The organism is Arthrobacter sp. ZBG10, assembly GCF_001238605.1.
Lineage (GTDB): Bacteria > Actinomycetota > Actinomycetes > Actinomycetales > Micrococcaceae > Arthrobacter.
In genome coordinates this window covers 1-261 of record NZ_LFQH01000085.1, presented here as the reverse complement: position 1 = coordinate 261, position 261 = coordinate 1, and the positions used below count along the sequence as shown (strand labels likewise).

Sequence of the window (261 nt, the reverse complement as noted above, 5' to 3'; positions counted from 1 at the left end):
TGCCTGCTTTGGGCAGGTCGACGGCGTAGTAGTCGGTGTCGGAGGAGTTTGCGCTGAGGGTTGACCCGGAGATTGTGGTTGCCAACGGAACCACGGTGGCGGTGGAGGTGCTGGTGTTGGGTTCAAGTTCAACGGTCCCGGCGGCCAGTGTGGTGTTCAGGGTGTAGGTTTTCCCCCAGCTTGCGTTGCCGCTGTAGCCGTAGATTTTGATGTAGGCCCGGCCTGCGGGCAGGAACGTGCCTTGGCTGGCGAGCCAGGTGC

Annotated in this window: 1 protein-coding gene; it reads right to left on the bottom strand. The window is 62.5% G+C overall.

Annotated features, from left to right (window positions below):
- The coding region (locus ACU18_RS20000; RefSeq protein WP_197273619.1) for a hypothetical protein at positions 1 to 261 on the bottom strand (261 nt) is incomplete at both ends.